The organism is Pantoea sp. DY-15 (assembly GCF_019795935.1).
GTDB classification, from domain to species: domain Bacteria; phylum Pseudomonadota; class Gammaproteobacteria; order Enterobacterales; family Enterobacteriaceae; genus Pantoea; species Pantoea leporis.
In genome coordinates, this window is sequence record NZ_JAIMIF010000001.1 from 846343 (window position 1) to 862367 (window position 16025).

Here is a 16025-nt window from a genome sequence, read left to right on the forward strand (position 1 = left end):
CACAGCCTAAAATCCGCCTTACTTCAGCAAAATATTAAGGAAATAATCATAAATCGCGCAAAAAATGGACAACAGAAAAGCGATGCTGAAGGTTTAGAGAAAAAATTTGCCTTAAAAGTGTGACGTGGATCACACTTTATCTAAAATTTCGCGCCACTCACGTTGTATGTCGAAATCAGACAATATAGATTTGCCTTGTTTTCAGATTAGTCTTAAAAAACTGTAAGCAGACGTCACGGAAGATGGTTACAACTCAAGCAAAGAATGGCCTGGAGTTTTGATTACTACAGATCAGTGTCCTGACGAAAAGTGCAACAGTCAGGAGCACGTTGGCTCAAGCCTGATTATTTTTTGCCATCTTTAGATTTACCAACCAGCAGCCCGAACCATAGAACAATTTAATTCTGTGGCCGTATATGTGTCGCGTCTATCAGGATGGAAAAAAATGGGTACATCAGAATTACTAAAACATATATATGACATCAATCTGTCATATTTGCTTCTTGCTCAGCGTTTAATTAACCAGGAAAAAGCTTCAGCAATGTTTCGTTTAGGCATCGATGAATCGATGGCGGATGCATTGTCGCAATTAACTTTACCTGAGATGGTAAAATTAGCGGAAACCAACCAACTGGTTTGCCAGTTCCGATTTACCGATCACAACCATATTAATCGCCTGACTCAAGAGTCACGTGTGGATGACTTACAGCAAATCCACACCGGTATTTTATTATCCAGCCGTCTCCTGCGAAATGCGTCTAAAGATGACGTCTCTGCGAAGAAGAGGGCCGTTTAATGACCGAAAAAAGTATTGTTCAGGAAGCGCGTGATATTCAGCTGGCCATGGAGCTGATTACATTGGGCGCACGACTGCAAATGCTGGAGAGTGAAACTCAGCTGAGCCGTGGTCGCCTGATTAAACTCTATAAAGAGTTGCGTGGTGCGCCACCACCGAAAGGTATGCTGCCATTCTCTACCGATTGGTTCATGACCTGGGAACAAAATATCCACTCTTCTATGTTCTGTAACGCCTGGCAGTTCTTGCTGAAAACCGGCTTGAACAGTGGCGTTGAAGCGGTAATCAAAGCTTATCGCTTGTATCTTGAGCAGTGTCCGCAATCGGACGAGGGCCCGCTGTTGGCGCTAACGCGTGCATGGACCCTGGTGCGATTCGTTGAAAGTGGCATGCTGGAACTGTCTGACTGTAAGTGCTGTGGTGGAAGCTTTATTAACCACGCTCATCAGCCCATCGGCAGCTTTGTCTGCAGCCTGTGCCAGCCGCCATCACGTGCCGTAAAAAGACGTAAACTTTCTGCAGATTCTGCCGATACCTTTCCACAACTGCTGGATGAACAGGTTAAACGCGCCGTTTAAGTTTGTTCGCATCGTGGAAAACATCCAGCAGCGGTTAATACCGCTGCTTTTTTTTTGCCTGCGATAAACGAATAACACCTGCGGCTCTCTGGCTTAACTTCCATCAACACGTTACGGACGTAAGGATTTTTTGTGCTGATAATTCTGGGTTATATCGTGGTCGTCGGCTCCGTGTTGGGCGGCTACGCGATGGTCGGCGGACATTTAGGCGCGCTTTATCAACCGGCGGAGCTGATCATTATCGGCGGTGCCGGTATTGGTGCCTTTTTAGTCGGCAATAATGGCAAATCGATTAAGAAAACATTAAAAGCGCTGCCATTGTTAATGCGCGGCTCGAAATATAACAAAGCCGTATACATGGATTTAATGGCGCTGCTTTATCGCCTGATGGCGAAATCCCGTCAGCAAGGCATGTTGTCATTAGAACGTGACATTGAAGATCCCAGCCAGAGTGAAATTTTCGCTAACTATCCGCGTATTTTGTCCGATAAACAGTTAGTCGATTTTATTACCGATTATTTGCGTTTGATGGTCAGCGGAAATATGAACGCCTTCGAAATTGAAGCGTTGATGGATGAAGAGATTGAGACCTACGAGCACGAGTGTGAAGTCCCCGCGCAAAGTATCTCGGCGGTGGGTGATGGCTTACCGGCTTTCGGTATTGTCGCGGCGGTAATGGGCGTGGTGCACGCACTGGCGTCAGCCGACCGTCCGGCGGCCGAACTGGGTGCGTTAGTGGCCCATGCGATGGTCGGTACCTTCCTCGGAATTTTACTGGCCTACGGCTTTATCTCTCCGCTGGCGTCGGTGCTGCGTCAGAAATGTGCCGAAACCACCAAGATGATGCAGTGCGTGAAGGTGACGTTGCTCTCCAGCCTCAACGGTTACGCCCCGCAAATCGCGGTGGAATTTGGTCGTAAAACGCTTTACTCCGCTGAACGTCCGTCGTTCTCGGAGCTGGAAGAGCACGTGCGTAACGCCAAGAACCCGGCGAAACAAACTTCGGATGAGAATTCATGAAAGCAGGCAATCGCCCCATTGTGCTGGTTAAAAAGCGCAAACATAAAGGTCACCATGGGAGCCACGGTTCGTGGAAGATTGCCTATGCCGACTTTATGACGGCGATGATGGCGTTCTTTATGGTGATGTGGTTGCTCTCCATCTCCAGCCCCAAAGAGTTGGTCCAGATTGCGGAATACTTTAAAACGCCGCTGAAAGTGGCGTTGACCGGCGGTCAGCGAAGCAGCGACAGCGAAAGTCCGATCCCCGGCGGCGGCGATGATCCGACGCAGCAGAAAGGTGAAGTGAAGAAGATTGTCGATATGGATGCGCAGAAGAAGAAGCTGGAGGAGATCCGCCTGAATCGCCTGCGTGAAAAGCTCGACCAGCTGATTGAAGCCGACCCGCGTCTGAAAGCGCTGCGTCCGCATCTGATCATCAACATGGTCGAAGAGGGACTGCGCATTCAGATTATCGATAGCCAGAACCGCCCGATGTTTAAAACCGGCAGCGCGGACGTGGAGCCTTACATGCGCGATATCCTGCGCACTATCGCGCCGGTGCTGAATGATATTCCGAACAAAATCAGCCTCGCGGGTCACACCGATGATTTCCAGTATGCCAACGGCGATCGTGGCTACAGCAACTGGGAACTGTCGGCGGATCGTGCCAATGCCTCACGGCGCGAGCTGGTGATTGGTGGCCTCGACGGCGCCAAAATGCTGCGTGTGGTCGGTATGGCCGACACCATGAAGCTGAAAAACCGTGGTGCTAATGATGCAGTCAACCGCCGCATTAGCCTGCTGGTGTTGAATCACGACACCGAAGCGGCGATTGAAAAAGAGAATGCCGAGAGCGATGCCGTTCAGGTGAGCGACCCGGCGCAAATGATTCCCAACATTACCGCACCCGCTGTACCGGCTGCGTCGGCTGCCCCAACAGGTTCCACTGCAACACCGGCTGCGCCGGCTGCTGCAACGGCCCCTGCGGCAGCGGCGACGCCCACGGCGAGCGCGGTGACACCAGACCAACCCTCACAGCCGAGGTGATCCCGTGAGCATGGACATCAGCGATTTTTACCAGACGTTTTTCGATGAAGCCGATGAGCTGTTAGCGGATATGGAGCAACACCTGTTGGGACTTGATCCCCAGGAGCCCGATTCCGAGCAGTTGAATGCCATCTTCCGCGCCGCCCACTCCATCAAGGGCGGAGCCGGTACGTTTGGCTTTACGGTTTTACAGGAAACCACCCACATCCTGGAAAACATTCTGGATGGTGCGCGCCGCGGCGAGATGCAGCTCAGCACCGATATCATCAACCTGTTTTTGGAAACCAAAGATATTATGCAAGAACAGCTCGATGCCTATAAAACGGCGCAGGAGCCGAATGCAGAAAGCTTTAAATACATCTGCGAAGCGCTGCGTCAGCTGGCACTGGAAGCGAAAGGCATTGCGCCTGAAGCGCCCAAAGTCGCCGAAGTGGTTGAGATCGCAGCACCGGCGGCAGCCGCAGGTCTGCGCCTGCAACTGGTTGACCTGAAAGAGAAAGAGCCGGAGCTGATGCTGGAGGAGCTCGGCAATCTCGGTACCGTCAGCAACGTGGTGAAAGGCGCCAATTCGCTGGAAGTTACCATTGATGGCGTCGGCAAAGATGACATCGTCGCGGTGCTCTGTTTTGTGCTGGATGAAGCACAGATTCACTTCCCGACAGGCACGGCGGCCGTTGCCGACGCCCCGATTGCTGAAGTAGCTGCTGAACCGGTGCAAACCGCCACCGTCACCGATATCACGCCAGCGGTGAAGCGCGAACCTAAACGTGCCGCCGCACCGGCCAAAGGCAGCGAATCCAGCAGCATCCGTGTTGCCGTTGAGAAAGTTGACCAGCTGATTAACCTGGTTGGCGAGCTGGTGATCACCCAATCGATGCTGGCGCAGCGCTCCGGCGCGCTGGATCCGGTAGCGCACGGCGACCTGCTTAACAGCATGGGTCAGCTGGAGCGTAACGCCCGCGATCTGCAGGAATCGGTGATGTCGATTCGTATGATGCCGATGGAGTATGTCTTCAGCCGCTTCCCGCGTCTGGTACGCGATCTGGCCAGCAAGCTGGGCAAAGAAGTGGAACTGACGCTACTCGGCAGCTCAACCGAACTGGATAAGAGCCTGATTGAACGCATCATCGATCCGTTAACGCATCTGGTGCGTAACAGCCTCGATCACGGCATCGAAACCCCGGAAAAACGTCTGGCCGCGAATAAAACCGCCGTCGGCAACCTGACGCTGTCGGCGGAACATCAGGGCGGCAACATCTGCATCGAAGTGATCGATGACGGTGCCGGTCTGAACCGCGAACGTATTCTGGCTAAAGCGCTGTCGTCCGGCCTGCCGGTCAGCGACAGCATGAGCGATGAAGAAGTCGGCATGCTGATCTTCGCGCCGGGCTTCTCCACCGCTGAGCAGGTCACCGACGTGTCGGGACGTGGCGTGGGCATGGACGTGGTGAAACGGAATATTCAGGAGATGGGCGGTCACGTCGAAATCTCCTCGAAGCAGGGCAAGGGCACCACCATTCGCATCCTGCTGCCGCTGACGCTGGCGATCCTCGACGGCATGTCAGTACGCGTCGCTAACGAAGTGTTCATTCTGCCGCTCAACGCGGTAATGGAATCGCTGCAGCCAACCGCAGAAGAGCTGAAACCGCTGGCCGGTGGCGAGCGCGTGCTGGAAGTGCGTGGCGAATATCTGCCGCTGGTAGAACTGTGGAATGTGTTTGAGGTGCAGAACGCCAAAACCGACGCCACGCAAGGCATTGTGGTGATTCTGCAAAGCGCAGGCCGTCGCTATGCGCTGCTGGTCGATCAGCTGATTGGTCAGCATCAGGTGGTAGTGAAAAACCTTGAAAGCAACTATCGCAAAGTGCCGGGCATCTCTGCCGCCACCATTTTGGGCGATGGTAGCGTGGCGCTGATTGTGGATGTCTCAGCACTGCAATCGTTGAACCGTGAAAAGCGTGTGGCCGGTGCCGCAGCGTAATAGATAACGAAAGGGTAAAAAAATGACTGACATGGCAACCGTGACCAAAATCGCTGGCGAAACCGTGGGCCAGGAATTCTTAGTTTTCACACTGGGTGACGAAGAGTACGGCATCGACATTCTGAAAGTGCAGGAGATTCGCGGTTACGATCAGGTAACCCGCATCGCCAACACGCCGGAATTCATCAAAGGCGTCACCAACCTGCGTGGCGTGATCGTGCCGATCATCGACCTGCGCGTGAAGTTCTCGCAGCCGGATGTGGTGTACAACGAGAACACCGTGGTGATCGTGCTGAATCTTGAGCATCGCGTGGTGGGCATCGTCGTTGATGGCGTTTCTGACGTGCTGTCGCTGACGCAAGAGCAGATTCGTCCTTCACCGGAGTTCGCGGTCACCATGTCCACCGAGTACCTGACCGGTCTCGGCGCGCTGGGTGAACGCATGCTGATTCTGGTCGACATCGAAAAGCTGCTGAGCAGCGAAGAGATGGCGCTGGTGGACAACCTGCGTACCGCATAATTCCCGCAACGGGCCGCGCTGCTGCGGCCCGTTATCATCACCTGCGTTAATTAATTCCTTACAAATCAACAATAAAGCCGCGAAAAATCGTTGTAATATCCCTCAATCTTCTCCGCCTTTGGTCGATAACTGATCGGTACGATATTTTCTTCATTTTCCAGGGCAAACTATGTTTACGAGAATCCGCGTTGTCACCAGCTTATTGCTGGTGTTGTTGGTGTTTGGCTTTTTACAGCTGGCATCCGGCTCACTGTTTTTCAAAGCGCTGAGCGATGACAAAAACAGTTTTAACGTTTCACAACTGGCGAGCAAAAACACCGCCGCCATCAACGACGCCTATATGAGCCTCAATCAGAGCCGTGTGGTGTTAACCCGCATTCAGCTGCGCATGGCAACCAGCAAACTGACCGGTACCGAAGCGGATATCGCCGGTTTGTATGGCGACAGCAAAGCCTTCCAGAAAGAGGCCGCCGATAACTACCAGCTGTTTAAAGCTACGCCGGACACGCCGGGACAGGATGCCGCGCTCAACAAACGTCTCGATCAAACCTATACCGCCTATGCCAGCGCGCTGGGCCAGATGCAGGATGCGCTGGTGGCAAAAGATCTCGATCAGGCGGCTAAAGTGCCGGTTGCGCCGAGTCAAAATGCCTTCCTGAAAGAGTATCGCCAATGGCGTGCCGATCAGGATCGCCTGACCGCGGCGGGCGTCGAAGCCAACAGCTCAGCCTACGATCACATGATCTGGCTGTTGACGGCGGTATTGGCGATTGTGGTGGCGGTGATTGTGCTGTGCTGGTTCGGCATGCGCAAAATCCTCATCAAGCCGCTGAACGACAACATTCAGCATATTCAGCACATTGCGCAGGGCGATTTGACGCAGAGCATCGCGGTCGAGGGACGCAATGAAATGAGTCAGCTGGCGGAAAGCCTGCATGAGATGCAGCAGTCGCTGGTGCGCACGGTAAGTGATGTGCGTGACGGTTCGGACGCCATTTTTACCGGAGCGAGCGAAATCTCTGCGGGCAACAACGATCTCTCGGCACGTACCGAAGAGCAGGCGGCTTCACTGGAGCAGACCGCCGCCAGCATGGAACAGCTGACCGCCACCGTGAAGCAGAACGCCGAAAACGCGCGTCAGGCGTCGCAGCTGGCGTTGAGTGCTTCCGAAACCGCGCAGAAGGGCGGTGACGTGGTGCAAGGCGTGGTGCGCACTATGAGCGACATCGCCGGCAGTTCGAAGAAGATCGCCGACATCACCAGCGTGATCGACGGCATTGCTTTCCAGACCAATATTCTGGCACTGAATGCGGCGGTAGAAGCGGCGCGCGCCGGTGAACAGGGCCGTGGATTTGCGGTGGTCGCGGGTGAAGTCCGTAATCTGGCCCAGCGCAGTGCGCAGGCGGCGAAAGAGATTAAAGGGCTGATTGAAGATTCCGTCAGCCGCGTCAACAGCGGATCTGAACTGGTCGGCACCGCTGGCGAGACCATGAGCGATATCGTTAATGCGGTCACGCGCGTCACCGACATCATGGGCGAAATTGCCTCGGCGTCGGATGAGCAGAGCCGTGGAATTGATCAGGTTGGCCAGGCGGTGACGGAGATGGATCGCGTGACGCAGCAGAACGCCTCGCTGGTGGAAGAGTCTGCGGCGGCGGCGGCTTCACTGGAAGAGCAGGCGAGTCGCCTGAGCCAGTCGGTGGCGGTGTTCCGCGTACCGCGCGCGACACACGCGCAGCCGCAGACCAGAAGCGGCGTGCGTCATCCACAGATCGACCCACCCACGCTCGGCGCACCGCGTAAAGCGCTGACCGCTGCGGCGGGAGAGGGTAACTGGGAGACGTTTTAAGTTTCGGCGTTCGTATAAAATAGAGTTGCGGCATCTGATTTGCGGCCATCCAATATTTACTGGAAGGCCGCTACGTTTACAGGCTTACCGCATGTCGATATGTCGTTGTTGCCCCAGCCTTTCGCGTAGGGGCTACCGTCCGCCGCATTTACAGTGAATACTGCGCTTCATCTCTCCCGCTGATGGCAGATGCCTGAGATGAGGAACCGCGCGCGCGAATTCATTTAAAACGACACATCCACCACCACGCTATCAGTATAATTCCCCGCCGCGGGCGTATTCTGCGTCGTCAAAATCTGCGCCGTATAGGTAAAGTTGCGCGTCACGGTATCCACATTCAGCGATGTCGAGGTGTTGCTGCTCCAGCGATCGGTGCCGGTCGGCCCCCAGCGCGAAGTCGTGGTAGTGCCTTTGTAAATATCATACGCCAAACGGTTAGTTCCGCTCGCCATCTGCCGCGTGGTTCCGCTGTAGTAGCTGCCGTTGCTTAGTCCCACGGTGTAAGTGCTGCCTTTTGAACACACCACGTTAATCGTCTGCTGCACGGTTGAGAACGTCCCTACCAGCGGCGCACTGCCGAAACTGACGTTCGGCGCGGTGATGGTGGTGCAATCATTGGTAACCACCAGATTCACGGTCATCGGCATCGCCGTACCGGTGCTGGACTGCACCGTTCCCACACACAATCCTGCCACGTTCAACCCGGCGCACACCGTATAACTCACGGTAATGGTAATGGTGGTGGTATAGGTGCCGGCGGCGATCACCTGGCCGGGTACGGTGCGGAAGTAGAGCGGAATGTTGAAATTGAGGGTGTTTCCCAGTGCCAGCAGCGAGGCGGAACTCCAGCGATAGCTGCCGCCCTGCTGTAATTCGGTGGCGCAGGCGCTGTCGATACACAGCTGAATCGGAATGTTATCGGTGCCGCCGCTGGCGGTTTTCAACACGGCGCGCGTACCGCTGAGGTTTGAGGCGGTGCTAAAAGCGTAGGTGATGTTATCGGAGCCCAACAGCGAAAGCGTCCCCGAGCCGCAGTTGACGTTAGTGGTGCTTGAGGTGTTATTCACCGTTGAAGCGACGGAAAACGTGGTAACCGATCCGAACGTGGCGGCGGGGGCCGATAAGCTACACAACGCATAGCTGGTTCCCGGCAGTAAAAACAGCGCCAGCAGGAGCAGAAGCTTTCTCATGGTGAAATCCCTGATGGTGAATTATCCGCGCTGCTCACCGCAGAGCCTTGCGGCGGCGGTGGCAGCGGGCAGGTAAGCGGTCCGTAGGTTTCCAGTGCTTTTGGCTGGCCGTCGGCGATGTCCAGTTGCGTATCGCAGCTGCGACCATCTGGCGTCACCACATGAATCGGGTTATTAGCCCCGAGATCTTCCATCCACACAATGCCGTCCCAGCCGACATATTCGGTGGCCTGATTCGGGCGTAGCACCTGGCTGGAAATCGGCAGCGGCTGATGATTGCTGTCATGCAGTACCACGCTGGCGGCGCGCAGACGCTCCACCGGGAAGTTGAGCAGATAGCCGCTCTTACGCTTCACCGCAAAGCGTTGTTCAACCTTCGGCGCGGTGCGATCGGCGGGCAGGTCCAGCGTATTGATGTCGTATTTGGCGCCGTAATAGCTGCTGATCGATGGCACCAGCAGATAGCCTTGTTTATCGGTGCGGCCCATCGTCTGGTTCTCATAACGCACCGTGACATCCGGATAATCGGTTTTCACTACCACGAAGGCATCGTTAATGTCGTTGGCAGCGAACACGCGGTTATCCATCAATACCACCGAGCCGGTAAAATCGGCCCATTGCGTGGTGTTGTCGTTATCGCCGTAGAAACCGGCTGAGGTATCAATTTTGTTATTGCGATAACGCAGACTGGCCTGACGATAATCGCCACTGTCGCTGCCCTGATTAGCCCAGGCCGCATCCCAGGAGAAGCCACCGTCGGTTGGCATCGCGCGCGACACATACAGACGCTGGCTGTTATTGCCCTCCTGATCGCGTTCCGTGCTTACCGAGGCGCTGCTCTGTTCGCCGAAAGGGATGATCAGCGAAATGGCGCCGCTCCAGTTGCCCTGATCCTGAACGCGGCTGGCGGAGATATACAGGCTGCTGTTGCCCCACAGATTTTTACTCCACGACAGATTTAATAAACGGGTGCGGTCACCGTTGCCGCCGGAGATATCAAAATAAGCCAGGCCAAGGCTGCCGTAGTCACTTAGCGACACGCTGGCGGTGTATTGCGCGCTGCGTCGCGCCAGCGAGTAACTGGTGTTCGCGCTGTCGCCACGGCTGCCGACCAGCGCGAGATTACCGAAATCGACGCTGCGAATGATGTGCTGGGTTCCCAGGCTGAACCAACTATTGTTGTACTGATAGCCCCAGCTGTATTGCGTGCCGGGATTACCGTCCATCTGGCTCTGCGCCAGCGCGCCATTCACCACGCCAAAACTGCCGAGCTTCACCAATCCACCCGCGCCGCCCATCGCCACGCTGTCGCTGCCTTCCGCATGGCTCTCCAGCGTCAGCCAGTCGTTTAGCCCGTAGCGATAAGAGACGCTGGCCGCCGCCGCGCCGTAATCAAAATTGTTTATGCCGTAATTTTCGCGAATTGCACCGGCGGAAACTGAGTAATCGGATAACCCGGTTTTCAGCAAACTGCTGGAGACGTAAAACGGCAGCGTGGTGGTGACTTGTCGGCCCACCGCATCGGTGGTGGTGATCACCGCATCGCCTGCGCCGTTGACGAAAGGAACGTTAGTCAGCGACCACGGACCGGGTTGCACGTCGGCCTGTGTGCTGCGATAACCGTTGATGAACAGATCGACCGAAGAGGGCACTGCCGCCTGGCCGGAAAAGGCGGGCAGCGGATAGGTCACCAGATCCGGCCGTACGCTGAAGTCGCGGCCAATCTGCACGCCACCCAGCCGCACGCTGTTGCTCCAGCTCAGCGCATCAGTAACCAAATCCCCGGCGCGCCAACTGATCGCTGCGTTCTCGTTTTCATTACTGAACCACGTATCGTAGCGGATATAGCCTTCCTGCTGACCGGCAACGCCACCTTCCAGTTGCTGCACGTAAACGCCGTTGGTAGAAAACTGACCAGCCGGGCCAAACAAGCGCAGTTCGTTCCAGCTGGAGAGGCGCGAACCGGCGTTATCGGTACGGGTGGCGTAAAAGTCATAGTTGAGCAGCGCGCCATTGCTGGCGCGACCGGGAAAGCGCGGTGCATTCTGTAACTGGCCAATGGTTTGACCCGGCAGCCAGGCGGGTGGCACCGTCAATAACAGGCGCTGGCGTCGTTCGTCATACTCCACTTTCGCTCCGCTGAGTTGATTGACATCGATCTGCTGACCTTGCAGTTTCTCGGCCGGAATACCGGCGCGTTGCAGATCGCCGCGTCGCAGCCAGAAATCGCCATTCTTACGTTCAACCGGTACGATGTCGCCCCGTTCGCCCTGATTCACCACCAGTTCCAACATGTATTGTTGACCGCTGGCGTTATTCTCCAGCGCAGGCGGCGGTGGCAGTTCGGAGAAGGTTTCCGCACTGCTACTCATCGGACTGATACAAAGCACGCTGGCAACGGCCAGCGCGCAGGGATGCGGCGTTAACGTCATCAACGCGCGGCAGCGCTGCTCCAGTGACCTTTATTCATGTCTGCAGACAGCTCACCGCTCACGCTGTTGGTTAACGGCCAGCGATTACTGCTGTTGGCCAGCACATAGCCAAATAAACCATTGCCCATTTTGCGTCCGCCAATGGTGACGTTACTCAAACGCGCGTGACCGTTACCGCGATTGGTCAGCTCCAGCCAGCGTTTGCCGCCGCTGTTTACTTCCTGCCAGCTCAGCTGCGGTTTTGCCGTGTCACGCGTGACGCCGTTGCCGTAGATGAACAGCGGTACCGAATAGCGCATCTGGAAAGTCAGTCCGGCCTGATTCTCACCCGGCGTGCGCGGCGTAGGAATCTCATCCAATACCACGCGATAGGACATTTCACGTCCGGCTTCGGGTGGCGTTTGCTTGATTAAACGCACCAGCTGCTTTTGCCCTGGCTCAAGTCGCACCATTGGCGGGCTCGCCACCACTTGCTGCTGGGTTTGATACTGCTCCTGACCGTTGACCTGCTGCCAGCTGAAGATGCGCACCTGCATCATGGTGGTGGCGTTACCACGATTCTCCAGCCACAGCTCGCTGGCTTTATCTTGCGGATCAATCGCCGGATCGATCGGCCACACCATCAGTGAATTGGCGGCCTGTACCACAGGCGTTAGTGCCACACATAACAACAGAATCAAGGCGCGCAGGTTCATCATCATTCATCCTTCTTATTGACGCCGTCACCAACTCAGCGTGACGGTTAAGGTGTCGGTATACGTCCCGGCGCGCGTGGGGCCAGGCAGCGTTAATAAGCCGTAAATCGGCAAAGTGATGTTGTTGGCATTGCTGTAGCTCAGCGCCATCGGGCTGTTCACCGGAATGGCCGTGGTGTGTGCCGCATTGGTATACAGGCTGTACGCCACGGTATTGGTGTTGGTGGTGTGTTTGAGATTGCGCGTGGAGGTGTAATTACTGCCGCCGTTGATGCTCATACTTACGGCGGTGCCCGGCGTGCAGGCGAGCGTGATGGTGGTGCTTTGCACATAGCTGGCGCTGACGCTGCTCGCGGCCACGCCAGATTGGGTACCAAAATTAAGCGTGCCAAATACCCCGGTATTGGTACCGGAGACAACACAGCCTGCCACTACTGATGCTGAAACCTGAAACGTTGCGGTCGGCAAGCCCCAGGCGGAGACGCTCCCTATCAGCAGGGCAAGGCCGCCTGCACTGTGCACCAACCGCTGCACCACGGCCTCCCTGATTATCCTTTCCCTCAGTAATTCACCGCCACGTTGATGGTGTCAGTGTATGTTCCTGCCGGAATCAACGGGTTAAAGCCGCCGCCGACCACGCGACCATATATGGCGTAGTTGGTCCCGAGCGTTGGATCCGTGGTGCCACTGGCGGCAATATTCGTGTTGTTGGCGATAGCAGTCGTAAACGCGGCGTCGCTATACAGCGTATAGGCGATGCCCTGCGTATTGTTGGATCCGAGGATCAGGTAGCGCGGCTGGCCGCTGACCGTACCGTAAATGGTCGCTGGAGCGGCATTACTGCTGGTGACCTGCACGTTGAAGGTTTGGCCGGTGGTGCAGCGGACAAAAATACCGTTACCCGACGCGCCGACCAGCGTGGCGTTGAGGGTATCAAAGGTGGCTGCGCTGCTACCAAAGTTCAGGGTACCGAAGTTCACCCCCGTCGTAGCAGATTGACCGTTCACCAGACACCCCGTGGTCAGCGTCAACGTAGCATTGATGGTTCCCGTTGTGGTGGCGGCAAAAACAGCAGTGGGTGCAAGCGCGGCGCTTAGGCTAGTAGCCACAAGAAAAAGCTTGAGTTTCATAATCATTCCTTACTGATTATCCAAGGTCAGTGCTTTTTCACCTGGTCATACATTTATGGAAATACATCCGAAATCAAACAAGAGCCGCATTCGGCCCGATAGCGTAAGCGCCTGCCATCTAAGAAAATTCCTAGATGGTGGATTAATGATTTATATCAGTTTTCTTTACTATAGATCAGCAAATCGGCACTTGTACGCCGAGGGTTCAATTTTTCCCTAATCAATTCACACTTTTCGCCGATAACTCAGTATTCACAAGGGGTAGCGGGTAGTTAAAAAAACTAAACAGCCGATGATTTCTCCCTCTACCGCGCGCTTCGGTTCAATGTTATGTTCGTGCATTAATCAGATATTATTAATTTTTCTCTTAAAGACTGACGATGAAAATAAAAAAAATCCGCACGATGACTCCAGATTTGTCTGGAACGACTTTTTGTTGAACTTCGCCGCAGGCGGTCATTAATCGCCCATGAACGGCGCTTTATCATCCTTGTATTAATTTGACGACACCGCACCTGCTGCGCAGCGGGTGGAGTTTAGGAGCGCACATGCTGCTGGTTACCTGGGATAGCGTTCTGGTTACCGTTTCACTGATCGTGGCCTTCATTGCCGCCTTTACCGCGCTGGATACTGCCGGGCGCGTGGCCGTTTCACGCGGCTGTCTGGCAAAACTGTGGTTAATCGGCGGAGGTACCGCGATGGGCATCGGCGTGTGGGCGATGCACTTTATTGGCATGCTGGCGATGATGATGCCGATGACCATGCGCTACGACGTCGAGCTCACCGCCATCTCATTGCTGGTGGCGATTGTCACCGCCATCTTCGCTTTCGCGCAGGGCGTACAAGGCAGCCATCTCACCCGACGCCGCTTAGTGCGCGGCACGCTGATTATGGGCAGCGGCATTATTGTCATGCACTACCTCGGCATGAACGCGCTGATGATCGCCACCCCGATTAACTGGAATCTGCTGCTGGTGGCGCTCTCGGTGCTGATTGCCTACGCAGCATCGGGCGCGGCGTTGTGGCTGGCGTTTCATCTGCGCCAGGGCGAAAGCCTGCTGTTACTGCGCGCCTGCGCGGCGCTGGTGATGGGCATTGCGATTGCCGGCATGCATTACACCGGCATGGCGGCAGCAGAATTCGTTATGCCGGTGAACATGCAACATCACGGTGCCAGCGAAGAGGGAATGGCGGTGTGGGTCACGATTATCACGCTGAGTATTCTGGGGCTGATGTTGCTGATCTCGATGCTGGATGCGCAACTGCGCGCCGCGCGTCTTGCCGCCAAGCTCAAGCGCGCCAACAGCGAGCTGCGCCAGCTGGCGCTGCACGACAACCTCACCGCGCTGCCGAATCGCGTGATGCTGGAGCAGCAACTCACCACGGAGATTAAGCAGGCGACGCTGCAGGATGAGAACTTCGCGCTGATGTTTATGGATCTCGATGGTTTCAAAGCCATTAACGACACATGGGGCCATCACGTCGGCGACCGCTTATTGATTGCCGTCGCCGATCGCTTGCGGGATGAACTCAGTGAAGAGATTCTGCTGGCGCGTCTGGGCGGTGATGAATTTGTACTGCTGTGCCCGCAATTTCATCTCCATCAGGCCACCAAACTTGCGCAGCAGCTGGTGCAGGTCATTGATGCGCCTTTCGATCTCGATCGCTATTCGCTCCGCGTCTCCTTAAGCGTCGGCATTGTCATCTTCCCGCTGCACGGCCGTAGCCAGCAGGAGCTGATGTTCAACGCCGACTCCGCCATGTATCACACCAAACACAGCGGTCGTAACGGCTGGTGCCTGTTTGAACCGGCGATGAGCGCGGTGGCGCAGCATCAGCTGGAGCTAGCCAACGATCTGTGGAACGCGCTGGAGTATCAGGAGATGCGCCTATTCTATCAGCCAAAATTCCGTGCGGGCGGCACCGTATTGATGGGCTTTGAGGCGCTGCTGCGCTGGCAACATCCGCGTCGCGGGCTGCTAATGCCAGATGCGTTCCTGGCGCGCGCCGAGAAAACCGGGCAAATTGTCGCGCTGGGCAACTGGGTGATTAATGAAGCCTGTCGCCAGCTCAAGCAGTGGCACGATGAAGGCAATGGCGACTGGACAGTGTCGGTCAATCTCTCCGCTCTGCAGTTCCAGCAGCGCGATTTGATTGAGAGCGTACGTCAGGCGTTGCAGCGCCATCAGATTCCTGACGGAGCGTTGATGCTGGAAATTACCGAGAACATCGCCATGCGCGATCCGCAGTTCAGCCAGCAGCGCATTGCCGAACTGCATCGTCTCGGGGTGAAAGTGGCGATCGATAACTTCGGCATCGGCTACGCCAACTTGCTGCATTTGAAACATCTCGAAGCCAGCGAGCTGAAAATCGACCGCGCCTTTATCAACAGCTTGCGCGCTGGCAGTGAAGACGCCACGGTGGTCACTGCGATGTTGACGCTGGCACAAACGCTTAACCTGCGCATGGTGGCGGAAGGGGTCGAAACCGAGGAGCAGCAGCGTTTACTCACCGGTTTAGGCTTCGACACGCTGCAAGGTTATCTACTCGGCAAGCCCACGCCAGCCGATCGCATCGGTGAGTTTACCGCTGCGCTTACGGTGCCGCTGGCGTTTAGCGGTAACGTGGTGCCACTGGCGGGCGCGCAATAAACAATTTTTAGTTTCTTCCGCATCGGAAGGTTTCATCGTTCAAAAACTCAGATCGGCAGGCACTCTGCCGATAATTCCTACAATAAAACCAATAGATCTCACTTTTAACAATAACACCACAGCTGACTTACACCGGCTTTAACTTGGGAAATCAC

At 55.6% G+C, this 16025-nt stretch carries 13 protein-coding genes; 8 read left to right on the forward strand and 5 right to left on the reverse strand.

The window, feature by feature from the left end:
- Positions 1 to 445 precede the first annotated feature (445 nt).
- From flhD to K5Y32_RS04145, 7 genes are all read left to right on the forward strand, one after another.
- Entirely contained in the window at positions 446 to 796 is a 351-nt protein-coding gene (gene flhD / locus K5Y32_RS04115; RefSeq protein ID WP_008102850.1) for a flagellar transcriptional regulator FlhD, read from the forward strand.
- Entirely contained in the window at positions 796 to 1374 is a 579-nt protein-coding gene (gene flhC / locus K5Y32_RS04120) for a flagellar transcriptional regulator FlhC (RefSeq protein ID WP_110865989.1), read from the forward strand. Before flhD ends, flhC begins: the two co-directional genes overlap by 1 nt.
- A 132-nt stretch (positions 1375 to 1506) precedes the next feature.
- A complete protein-coding gene (gene motA / locus K5Y32_RS04125) occupies positions 1507 to 2394 on the forward strand; it encodes a flagellar motor stator protein MotA (RefSeq protein ID WP_007891047.1) in 888 nt (295 codons plus the stop codon).
- Positions 2391 to 3422: a flagellar motor protein MotB gene (gene motB / locus K5Y32_RS04130; protein ID WP_222181862.1), complete on the forward strand. Its 1032-nt coding sequence runs from the start codon at positions 2391 to 2393 to the stop codon at positions 3420 to 3422. The genes motA and motB overlap by 4 nt, the downstream gene beginning before the upstream one ends.
- Before the next feature lie 10 nt (positions 3423 to 3432).
- Positions 3433 to 5403, forward strand: a complete 1971-nt coding sequence (gene cheA / locus K5Y32_RS04135; protein ID WP_222182888.1) for a chemotaxis protein CheA — start codon at positions 3433 to 3435, stop codon at positions 5401 to 5403.
- 22 nt (positions 5404 to 5425) lie between these two features.
- Complete coding sequence (gene cheW, locus K5Y32_RS04140) at positions 5426 to 5923, forward strand: chemotaxis protein CheW (RefSeq protein ID WP_008102858.1); 498 nt, start codon at positions 5426 to 5428, stop codon at positions 5921 to 5923.
- A 169-nt stretch (positions 5924 to 6092) separates the two neighbouring features.
- Positions 6093 to 7772 (forward strand): methyl-accepting chemotaxis protein, encoded by a 1680-nt coding sequence (locus tag K5Y32_RS04145; protein ID WP_222181863.1) that lies wholly within the window; start codon positions 6093 to 6095, stop codon positions 7770 to 7772.
- A 224-nt stretch (positions 7773 to 7996) separates the two neighbouring features.
- On the opposite strand, the gene K5Y32_RS04150 is transcribed toward K5Y32_RS04145, so the two are convergent.
- Genes K5Y32_RS04150 through K5Y32_RS04170 form a run of 5 tightly spaced genes read right to left on the reverse strand, consistent with a single transcriptional unit; the run spans position 7997 to position 13219 of the window.
- Positions 7997 to 8962, reverse strand: coding sequence for a spore coat U domain-containing protein (locus K5Y32_RS04150; protein WP_222181864.1), 966 nt, complete (start codon positions 8960 to 8962; stop codon positions 7997 to 7999).
- Entirely contained in the window at positions 8959 to 11394 is a 2436-nt protein-coding gene (locus tag K5Y32_RS04155) for a fimbria/pilus outer membrane usher protein (protein ID WP_255602366.1), read from the reverse strand. Before K5Y32_RS04155 ends, K5Y32_RS04150 begins: the two co-directional genes overlap by 4 nt.
- Entirely contained in the window at positions 11394 to 12092 is a 699-nt protein-coding gene (locus K5Y32_RS04160) for a molecular chaperone (RefSeq protein WP_222182890.1), read from the reverse strand. Before K5Y32_RS04160 ends, K5Y32_RS04155 begins: the two co-directional genes overlap by 1 nt.
- A gap of 24 nt (positions 12093 to 12116) precedes the next feature.
- The gene (locus K5Y32_RS04165) at positions 12117 to 12623 is read right to left on the reverse strand and encodes a spore coat U domain-containing protein (RefSeq protein ID WP_370634170.1); all 507 of its coding nucleotides are present in this window, start codon (positions 12621 to 12623) and stop codon (positions 12117 to 12119) included.
- A 26-nt stretch (positions 12624 to 12649) separates the two neighbouring features.
- On the reverse strand, positions 12650 to 13219 hold the full coding sequence (locus K5Y32_RS04170) for a spore coat protein U domain-containing protein (RefSeq protein ID WP_008103338.1): 570 nt from the start codon (positions 13217 to 13219) through the stop codon (positions 12650 to 12652).
- 548 nt (positions 13220 to 13767) lie between these two features.
- Here K5Y32_RS04170 and K5Y32_RS04175 point away from each other — a divergent pair.
- The gene (locus tag K5Y32_RS04175) at positions 13768 to 15870 is read left to right on the forward strand and encodes a bifunctional diguanylate cyclase/phosphodiesterase (protein WP_222181867.1); all 2103 of its coding nucleotides are present in this window, start codon (positions 13768 to 13770) and stop codon (positions 15868 to 15870) included.
- The last annotated feature ends 155 nt before the right edge of the window (positions 15871 to 16025 follow it).

What these genes read in the sequence shown, in the direction of transcription:
- flhD (WP_008102850.1), top strand. Translation starts at nt 446, where the DNA reads ATGGGTACATCAGAATTACTAAAACATATATATGACATCAATCTGTCA.
- flhC (WP_110865989.1), top strand. Translation starts at nt 796, where the DNA reads ATGACCGAAAAAAGTATTGTTCAGGAAGCGCGTGATATTCAGCTGGCC.
- motB (WP_222181862.1), top strand. Translation starts at nt 2,391, where the DNA reads ATGAAAGCAGGCAATCGCCCCATTGTGCTGGTTAAAAAGCGCAAACAT.
- cheA (WP_222182888.1), top strand. Translation starts at nt 3,433, where the DNA reads ATGGACATCAGCGATTTTTACCAGACGTTTTTCGATGAAGCCGATGAG.
- cheW (WP_008102858.1), top strand. Translation starts at nt 5,426, where the DNA reads ATGACTGACATGGCAACCGTGACCAAAATCGCTGGCGAAACCGTGGGC.
- K5Y32_RS04145 (WP_222181863.1), top strand. Translation starts at nt 6,093, where the DNA reads ATGTTTACGAGAATCCGCGTTGTCACCAGCTTATTGCTGGTGTTGTTG.
- K5Y32_RS04150 (WP_222181864.1), bottom strand. Translation starts at nt 8,962, where the DNA reads ATGAGAAAGCTTCTGCTCCTGCTGGCGCTGTTTTTACTGCCGGGAACC.
- K5Y32_RS04155 (WP_255602366.1), bottom strand. Translation starts at nt 11,394, where the DNA reads ATGACGTTAACGCCGCATCCCTGCGCGCTGGCCGTTGCCAGCGTGCTT.
- K5Y32_RS04160 (WP_222182890.1), bottom strand. Translation starts at nt 12,092, where the DNA reads ATGATGAACCTGCGCGCCTTGATTCTGTTGTTATGTGTGGCACTAACG.
- K5Y32_RS04170 (WP_008103338.1), bottom strand. Translation starts at nt 13,219, where the DNA reads ATGAAACTCAAGCTTTTTCTTGTGGCTACTAGCCTAAGCGCCGCGCTT.
- K5Y32_RS04175 (WP_222181867.1), top strand. Translation starts at nt 13,768, where the DNA reads ATGCTGCTGGTTACCTGGGATAGCGTTCTGGTTACCGTTTCACTGATC.